This is a genomic window from Zooshikella sp. RANM57 (genome assembly GCF_050749885.1).
In the GTDB taxonomy this organism is placed as follows: domain Bacteria; phylum Pseudomonadota; class Gammaproteobacteria; order Pseudomonadales; family Zooshikellaceae; genus Zooshikella.
Genome location: NZ_JBOIUB010000034.1, coordinates 1 through 8327, shown reverse-complemented (window position 1 = coordinate 8327; position 8327 = coordinate 1). Strand labels below are relative to the sequence as shown.

Genomic DNA, 8327 nt, shown 5'->3' with positions numbered 1-8327 from the left:
CGAAAGACTTTGAAATTCACGGAGTAGAGATTCATGCCAATGATAATATTGGCCTATGTCTTGGTGCCGCTAATCGAGATCCACGTATTTTTGAGTCTCCTCATATATTTAATATCCATCGCAAAGAAAATTTAACTTTAGAGTTTGGACATGGCCCACATATCTGCCTAGGTAAGCACTTGGCACATCTTGAAGGAGAGGCTGCAATCACAGAAATCATCAAACGGTGGCCTGGAATACAAGTCGCTATCTCTGAAGACGAGATTGAATGGGAGCGAGATGCCGTATTTCTCAAGATCAAGGCTTTACCCGTTCGTTTAGTTTGAAGTCATGTAAGGTTGTTGAATATAAAAGGGAGTAAAACAAATGGCCTCATTTATCGATATAGTCAACTTTCTAACCATTAATGATCTTGCATGTACACCACATAAAGGACGGACTTATCTAGGGCATTCAACCCGAGTTTATATTTGCATGAAAGGATGGGGCTGTGCTGATCATATTTGTGATGCAGCCTTTTTTCAGTCAGTTTATGGCACACAGACATGGCAGCGTAAAGTGCTTCCTATTGAACAACGCTCAGAGTTAACAGATCTTATTGGAGAGAAAGCAGAACGACTTGTTTTTACAAGTTGCTTTATGGAACGAGGATCATTTTATGAACAACTTCAGGACAATAAAAAAACCTTTCCGCTAATACATCGTATCAATGGTGAATTAATAACACTGACCCAACATGAGTACGATGAGCTTGCAACTATTCAGCTTGCTGATTTTTTACAAGAATATCTTTTTGTCAATGGCTCACTACTCAGAAATACACCTGTCGAAGCCTTAGCTAAAAGGGCTGGAGGTGGTGGGCTAAGTGCCCTTCGTTGCATTATGCTGGAAGGATATGCTCAAGCCTTATGGGCCGCTTAGATATCTACTTCTAACTTTCGCAAGCAATAACAGGCATAGACCTGATAATGGAGAATCTCGATGTCAATTACAAAAATGGTTGACTTAGATGTCTATCGTCCTCTCATCGAGCGATTTCTTCATTTTTTTCAGACTGAAGGAGTTCCTCGAATTCCACCAGGATTTGAAAGAGAAGTCCTCTTCAAAATCTTCAACAAAGATTTTGAAGAACGTGATCTAGCATGGTCCATCACAGGAATGAGAGGTTGTGTAGAGCTTTTTGTTTTTATTCTGAACTGCACTCGCAGCCTGCCAGAAAAATGCAGAGCAGCCTATACTGAAATCTCTGCACTTTATATGGTGAAGTTTTTATTTGAAGGCTTAACGGATAATTTTGCAATTAATCAACTTGACATTGAGGCATTGGGGGGGCAGTCGCTTGAACCATCGAGTGTTCTTGGTTCATATGCCCTTTTCAATGAAGCTTTTTATCGAAAGTTGGAAGGTGATCCAACACCAATAACGACACTATTGCACCCTTTACGGGATATTAGTGTTTCTCTCACAGATATTGCTCATATTAATCCAGAGCATGTTCAAAAGGTGCTAATTAATGCATTTAATGTAAAAGACCCTGCGACAGTAGATCTGAAAAAAGCGAATATTTCACTGTTTCCGTGGTGTGTTGCCAATATCGAAATGTGTCTGTTTATTAATGATTTAATGAAAGCCCACCCACTCCAACGATTTATCGTAGAAATGTGCAAAAAACGCTATGAGGGCGTTAATCGGTTATTATTGGGAAATATAGGTTCCCGCAATGAGTTGCTGGATATACGCGGCGCAGAGATATTAGCAAGCGAAGATATTATTGCCAGGTTACTTTATATTGAAAAAGGAACCGGGCATGACTTTGGTTTTTCTAAATGTATCACTGAAATTGAAGAAGCCGCCTGCTGCGTTCATCAAATCACACGACTTTTGAATGACTTCGGCCAACTCGTGTTAATTGATATAAATGAAGCCAGAAATTATTTTAATGAACTACTCGAATTTCATGCCCATAGGCCAGACCTCACCAGCTTACAAACGTTGTTTCATGAGTGGCCTGATGCGATGACAAAAATGCCGCGACTGACAAAAGACATTATGCTTTCCGAGATGAATATGGGATTTATTTGGAAAACGAATATCCTCTCTCAAGATGCAGTGCCTCAAACACTTTCAGACTATGTGTCACTCATTGCTTCCGAAGTTGAGTATTGGAATCAGCGTTATCAGGATATTGAAGCAAAATTTCTCCAATTACTCGAATATATCGATAATCGAACTGTTGACCATATAGCCTTTGATTTTTTACGCAGCTACGCGGATTTCAACATAGCTTTATATTTAACCAACTATAAAGAGAGTGATTATATGATTTAGATTTTATGTGCCTTGTAATTATCTAATCAAAACTAACACTCAAGTAAGAGATAATAACCACCTGTATTATTGGAAGTAGTTATAAGCAAAATATAAAGTCTGTATATTAATGAATAAACTTAAATAATATTGCTAATACTCTTGATAAAAAACTCAATATAAGTGTAATTAAAAAAATATAAATGACAGATTTAAGAAGCAATTATGGTTATAGTGATTGACCTAATTCTCGACAAATTACTGACAGGTCTGTACAAAGCCATATACTCACCTATCTTAGTTTAGATGCATTAGATATGGATAAAATTTTGTTGCGTTTTATAGTTAACAGCTACATTTTCAAATTCCTTCAATATTTGTAACAGAGCCGATAAGGACTATGTTAACGTATGATTCAATAGCTGCAATACCCATGAAAACTGTGGGCCCTATTAAAATTAAAAGTCCCGAGATTGAAGGAGATATTAGCGTTCCTCTGGCTACGTTTGAAACCCCATTGTGGCCATCAACCGCAAGGGGAGCCAAAATATCACGACTGACAGATGGCATTTACACTGTCATTCTCTCTGATTGTATGACACGCTCCATTTTGTTGGAAGCTCCTAGTGCGCAATATGCCACAGAAGTTGTCAATACAATGGAAACACACAGGAACAAGTTAACTGAAATTGTTGCCAAAAATAGCAATTATGCGCATTTAGAAAACTGGCACTGTCAAGTTCTGGGAAATTTGCTTTATATCCGTGTTGCTATTACTACTGGCGATGCTTCTGGACATAATATGATTACCCAAGCAGCAGACGCTGTAACAACAATGTTGTTACAGCAGTATAAGAAACTTAAATACATTTCCATTTCTGGGAATTATTGCACGGATAAAAAAGTTTCCGCTGTAAATGGAATTCTTGGTCGGGGTAAATACGTGGTTGCGGAAATACTCGTGCCAAAACAAATTTGTGAAATACACTTAAAAACTACTCCCACCAAACTGGTAGATTTACATATCAAAAAGAACCTTCTTGGTACACTCTTAGCGGGAGGAGTTCGTACAGCTAATGCACATTTTGCAAATATTTTACTCGCTATATATTTAGCTACCGGACAAGACGCTGCTAACATTGTTGAAGGATCACAAGGAATTGTACATGCCGAAATAAGGGGCGAGGATTTATATTTTTCTGTTACACTGCCCAACATTATTGTCGGCACAATTGGCAATGGCAAGCAACTGGATTTTGCTAAAGAAAATTTGAATTTATTAGGTTGTGATAAAGATCTAACACCAGGTAAAAATGCTCGACGTCTAGCTGTTATCGTGACGGCCGCCGTATTATGTGGAGAGATATCCTTACTCGCGGCCCTATGTAATCCTGGAGAGTTGATGCGTAGCCACTTAGATATGGAGCGTTAAATTTCATAGCTTTTAAAACATGTCACTATAAAGGGGAATATGAATAAAGTGGGAATTGATGCCCCTCATTATTACTTGGATTTAGAGTCATTGGCGGAAGTAAAAAATGTTGACACTGGTAAATTGATAGAGACTGGGGCAGATAGTGCTGCCAAGTTTCCCATCACTATTGAATCAGGCTATCAAAGTACACTGACATGAGGCTTGTGAGTCCTAGTGTTAAAGAATAGCGAAGCTTTATCTATCAAAGAATACTCTGTTTTTTATACTTTTGAAATGTCCACAAATGGAAGTTGTTGTGAGAAACATAAGCATGAAACGGGACTCTTTCACTTAGCGGCTATAGATCAACACAAACTAATTTATGAGTCTGCCAGATGAACACTCAAACGTTTCGTATTATTTCCCAAGCACCAGCAAAGTTGACTCTTTCTGGTGAGCATGCAGTAGTTCACGGGAGCCCAGCCTTGGCCATTGCTGTCAACCGTTTTACTACAACAACAATTAGTTGGTCAAACAGTAGTTGCGCTACTGCTTCCCATGCTAAGAATGAACTGCTCTTACAACTACACAACTTTGATTACCAGATCACTCATTCTCTATGTAGCTTACAGCGACTTAAAAAAAATGTCACAGAGCGATATCGAGAATATTTGCATGGAGATCGCACGATTAATAATGTATTAACCAAGCCTGTTGAGTTATTGCAGTATGCTATTGCGCATGTTTTTGATCAATATCATCTCAATATTCCATTCAATCTTAGTATAAGTGTTTGTTCATCAATTCCGATAGGTTGTGGCTTAGGCTCCTCAGCTTCTTCAATAGTAAGCCTCATTTACGCATTATCTCACTTTTTTAATCTTTCCCTCAGTCACCAGATAGTTTTCATGACTGCGCGCGACATAGAAAATTTACAACATGGTCGAAGCAGTGGTTTAGATTTACAAGTGGTACTTCATGGTGGAGCTATATATTTTTTTCAGGGCCACTATACCACAAGACTACTACCCAAGTTGCCATTACTTTTAATAGACACAGGCTTACCCAAAAGTAGTACGGGAGAATGCGTTAGCAAAGTTGCATATCATTTCAAAAATACTTCGCTTGCCAAAAAATTTTCGCAACTAACAGAAAGTTTAGATAAGGCGTTAGTGAATAATGATGTTCATGCAGTAATGTCCCATATTAAACAAAACCACAAGCTACTCTGCGATCTCGGTGTCGTACCGCCCCGGGTCCAAGATTTTATTGCAGATTTAGAGTCCATCGGTATTACTGCCAAAATCTGTGGTGCTGGATCATATTACGGAGAAGAAGGGGGGATTGTGATGGCTGTTACTGAAAAAAATATTTTACCAATCGTTGATGCTTACGGTTATGAATTATGCCACTTACAGGGAACGTTTGAAGGGGCAAGCATTTTACAATGATTAAGAACTGTAGGTAAGGAGTATGAAATTTCAAGCATCTGTACCGGGCAGCATTATGTTGATGGGAGAGCATGCCGTATTACAGGGAAAGCGTGCTTTAGTTTGTGCTGTAAATAGACATATTTTCGCATCATTAATTCCACGCAATGACTGCCAGGTATGTATTCAGTCAGCTCTCGCTAGTTGTCAGTTCAACTTAAATCAGCGTAGCAAATTCACCTCGTTAAAGCAGCTAAAAACACTTAGATTTGTGCTGAAGACTATCCAGCACTTCTATGAAGCGCTGCCGGGTGGATTTGAATTAACTATAACGTCCGATTTCTCCCATCATTTGGGCCTAGGAACTTCAGCAGCAGTAACAGTGGCAACTACAACAGTACTACAGCAATGGTTAACATCAGATAAACAACCACTGGACAAAATGAAGGTGTATAGAACAGCAAAAAAGATAGTACTTGCAGTTCAGGGGGTTGGCTCTGGTGCCGATGTGGCAGCTAGCGTTTTTGGTGCCGTTGTCGTGTATCAATTAGATCCCTTATTCATTGAACAATTGATCTGTGCCCCCGCCCCTTTGATCTTGGTGTATTCGGGCTATAAAACACCAACTGTTGACGTTGTTGCGAAAGTGTACGCTAGTCGCTTATCACGAGCTTTAGCTATGGCTGAGCTGGACGAAGCCATAGACCAATATACAAAATTTGCTATTGATGCGTATAACAAGTCTGATTGGGTAACTATGGGTTTGCTGATGAATAAACATCAACAAGCATTAGTATCAATGGGGGTTAGTGATGCAACACTCAACGAACTCATTGAATGCTTGACAGCTCATACTGGCGTTTATGGTGCCAAAATTTCTGGCTCTGGCCTAGGTGATTGTGTTGTCGGGTTGGGTCATATACCAAAAAACTATTTCCCGGTTAATGCCATACAGCGGAAGCATGGTGTTCTCCAAATCCCAATCGAAGTTAACCCTTGGGGCATTCAAACTATCATCTAGAACGTGGGAGTTTACATGTTTACAAAACAGGATGTTGTAAGGCAAGTACTGAGAGGAGAATCCCTTAAAACTCATGCAGCAGAAGGACAAGCTTTTGCCCCGATGAATATTGCACTTTGTAAATACTGGGGGAAACGCAATACAACATTAAACTTACCCGTTACTTCCAGCGTATCACTGACTCTAGGCTCAAAAGGAACATACACACGAGTCAAACTACGGAATGCCTTACCAAAAACTGATGCTGAGATTCAACATGATGTGTATATGCTTAACGGAAAACTAATGGATATAAATTCACCATTTTCGCGACGTCTACACGCTTTTTTGGATTTATTCCGGCATACCGGAACCAGCTATTATGTTGAAACCAATAGTGATATTCCTTTAGATGCTGGTCTTGCCTCATCTGCCTGTGGTTTTGCTGCATTAGTACAAGCACTAGACCACCTTTATGGGTGGCATCTTGATAAAAAAGAACTATCTATTTTAGCTCGTTTGGGAAGTGGCAGTGCAGTACGCTCTCTATGGCCAGGATTTGTTGAATGGAAGAAAGGCTCACAAGCTGATGGAATGGATAGCCATGGAACTCCGCTACCCTTCACATGGCCAAACCTGCGTATTGGATTATATATTATTAACTCAAATCAGAAGCAGCTAAGCTCCAGAGAAGCGATGCAACGCACAGTGGTTAGCTCACCCTCTTACCGAAGCTGGCCAACACGCATTGAGCATGACTTACTGGAGATTAAAAAAGCTATTGAAGAACGAGACTTTACACTATTTGGAAAAACTGTCGAAAACAATGCCATAGCAATGCATGCTATGATGGCAGAAGCAAAACCACCAATCAAATATGGCTTTCCTGAAACCCTCAAACTCATCCAACAAGTATTTTATCTAAGAAGCATCGGTTTACCAGTATATTTTACACAAGATGCGGGCCCTAATCTCAAGCTATTATTTCTAGCATCCGAAACTAGAGAAATATCGAAAGTTTTCCCAACTATGGAAATGATTGCTCCCTTCCCTAGCTCCAACTGGGAGGAAGTCATTTTAGTCGACACAGAAGACCGGGAACTTGGTTCAGAGGAAAAAATAACCGCCCATCGTAATGCTAAATTACACCGTGCTTTTTCAGTATTCATTTACCGTCACAGTCACAATGGACTAGAGCTATTGCTACAACAACGTCATATCGATAAATACCATTGTGGAGGTCTATGGAGTAATACCTGTTGTAGTCACCCTCGACCCGGTGAAGCTATTGTTAGTGCAGCTAAACGTCGTCTAAAAGAAGAAATGGGAATAGAAGTGGATTTACAGCCTGCAGGGAAATTCATTTATAAATGTGCACTTAACAATGGCCTAACAGAGCATGAAATAGACCATATATTAATTGGTCTAACTGAAAATTTTGATGAAAAAAGGATCAATGATAAAGAAGTTCAGGCATATAAATGGGCAACAATTCTGGAAATTAAAAAAGACCTGTCTATCAACTCGAACTGCTATACCCCTTGGTTTGGCAAAGCACTTACACATCACCAAAGACAGTTGAGCCAATATACATAATTCTTGATGTAAAAATAAACTTATTTTGGGCACAATTAGCTTGCTAACGAGCAGAACGGTTCAAAAGTGTCTAACGTTTTCAGGCCGTACCAGCTTCGCGGCATAGCTCAATGATATCCAGTAGTTACAGTATGGAAAAAACTCAACAACCACCTACTGAAAGTAGATGGGTTAGTATTACGGACTGAAAGTCCGGATACGGGTCCAAGACCCATTTAGTATCCATCTTCAGTCCTAAAATTATCGTTTACTCTTGGCTCAAAATGATGCTCTAAATATTCTGTCACTTCTCCTGATGTCACACAAAAATAGGTTCTGTCGCAAAGTTTGACCCGCCGTGATAGCCTTTTACACTCCTGCTAATACTCTGGTTGTTTTGTCGTCACTATGAGTCCTCATGAGCGTTTCAAAGGTTGTCATTTTCCCTCCTGTGTTGTACTGCAGGCGGTGTATTATGGTTCTGTCGCAAAAATTATTTAGCGTAAAAACAATCTTATTTTGGACACACTTAGCCTGCTAATGAGCAGAATTGTTCAAAAAGTGTTTTGTCTCTTGTCTCAGGGTTTGCCTGCGACGTTTT

General features: G+C 39.6%; 8 protein-coding genes and 1 pseudogene. 8 read left to right on the top strand and 1 reads right to left on the bottom strand.

Going from position 1 to position 8327, the window contains the following annotated elements; all coding sequences use genetic code 11:
- The 8 genes from ACQ96U_RS26835 to mvaD form a co-directional block, all read left to right on the top strand.
- The coding region (locus ACQ96U_RS26835) for a cytochrome P450 (protein ID WP_431724359.1) at positions 1–326 on the top strand (326 nt) is incomplete at its 5' end.
- Positions 327–366: 40 nt separating this feature from the next.
- Entirely contained in the window at positions 367–921 is a 555-nt protein-coding gene (locus ACQ96U_RS26830; protein WP_431724358.1) for a DUF6817 domain-containing protein, read from the top strand.
- Positions 922–981: 60 nt separating this feature from the next.
- On the top strand, positions 982–2328 hold the full coding sequence (locus tag ACQ96U_RS26825; protein WP_431724357.1) for a hypothetical protein: 1347 nt from the start codon (positions 982–984) through the stop codon (positions 2326–2328).
- Positions 2329–2740: 412 nt separating this feature from the next.
- Positions 2741–3739, top strand: a complete 999-nt coding sequence (locus tag ACQ96U_RS26820; protein WP_431724356.1) for a hydroxymethylglutaryl-CoA reductase — start codon at positions 2741–2743, stop codon at positions 3737–3739.
- Positions 3740–3778: 39 nt separating this feature from the next.
- A complete protein-coding gene (locus ACQ96U_RS26815; RefSeq protein WP_431724355.1) occupies positions 3779–3940 on the top strand; it encodes a hypothetical protein in 162 nt (53 codons plus the stop codon).
- Between the two features lie 176 nt (positions 3941–4116).
- Positions 4117–5172 carry a mevalonate kinase gene (gene mvk, locus ACQ96U_RS26810; protein ID WP_431724354.1) on the top strand — a complete coding sequence of 352 codons (1056 nt, stop codon included), beginning with the start codon at positions 4117–4119 and terminating at the stop codon, positions 5170–5172.
- Between the two features lie 22 nt (positions 5173–5194).
- Complete coding sequence (locus ACQ96U_RS26805) at positions 5195–6172, top strand: mevalonate kinase family protein (protein WP_431724353.1); 978 nt, start codon at positions 5195–5197, stop codon at positions 6170–6172.
- Positions 6173–6187: 15 nt separating this feature from the next.
- On the top strand, positions 6188–7747 hold the full coding sequence (gene mvaD / locus ACQ96U_RS26800) for a diphosphomevalonate decarboxylase (RefSeq protein WP_431724352.1): 1560 nt from the start codon (positions 6188–6190) through the stop codon (positions 7745–7747).
- A 215-nt stretch (positions 7748–7962) separates the two neighbouring features.
- Here the strand turns inward: mvaD and ACQ96U_RS26795 are convergent.
- A pseudogene (locus ACQ96U_RS26795) lies at positions 7963–8064 on the bottom strand (IS200/IS605 family transposase); the annotation flags it as partial.
- Between the last annotated feature and the right edge of the window lie 263 nt (positions 8065–8327).

Coding starts and splice junctions, on each gene's coding strand:
- ACQ96U_RS26830 (WP_431724358.1), top strand. CDS start 367: ATGGCCTCATTTATCGATATAGTCAACTTTCTAACCATTAATGATCTT.
- ACQ96U_RS26825 (WP_431724357.1), top strand. CDS start 982: ATGTCAATTACAAAAATGGTTGACTTAGATGTCTATCGTCCTCTCATC.
- ACQ96U_RS26820 (WP_431724356.1), top strand. CDS start 2,741: ATGAAAACTGTGGGCCCTATTAAAATTAAAAGTCCCGAGATTGAAGGA.
- ACQ96U_RS26815 (WP_431724355.1), top strand. CDS start 3,779: ATGAATAAAGTGGGAATTGATGCCCCTCATTATTACTTGGATTTAGAG.
- mvk (WP_431724354.1), top strand. CDS start 4,117: ATGAACACTCAAACGTTTCGTATTATTTCCCAAGCACCAGCAAAGTTG.
- ACQ96U_RS26805 (WP_431724353.1), top strand. CDS start 5,195: ATGAAATTTCAAGCATCTGTACCGGGCAGCATTATGTTGATGGGAGAG.
- mvaD (WP_431724352.1), top strand. CDS start 6,188: ATGTTTACAAAACAGGATGTTGTAAGGCAAGTACTGAGAGGAGAATCC.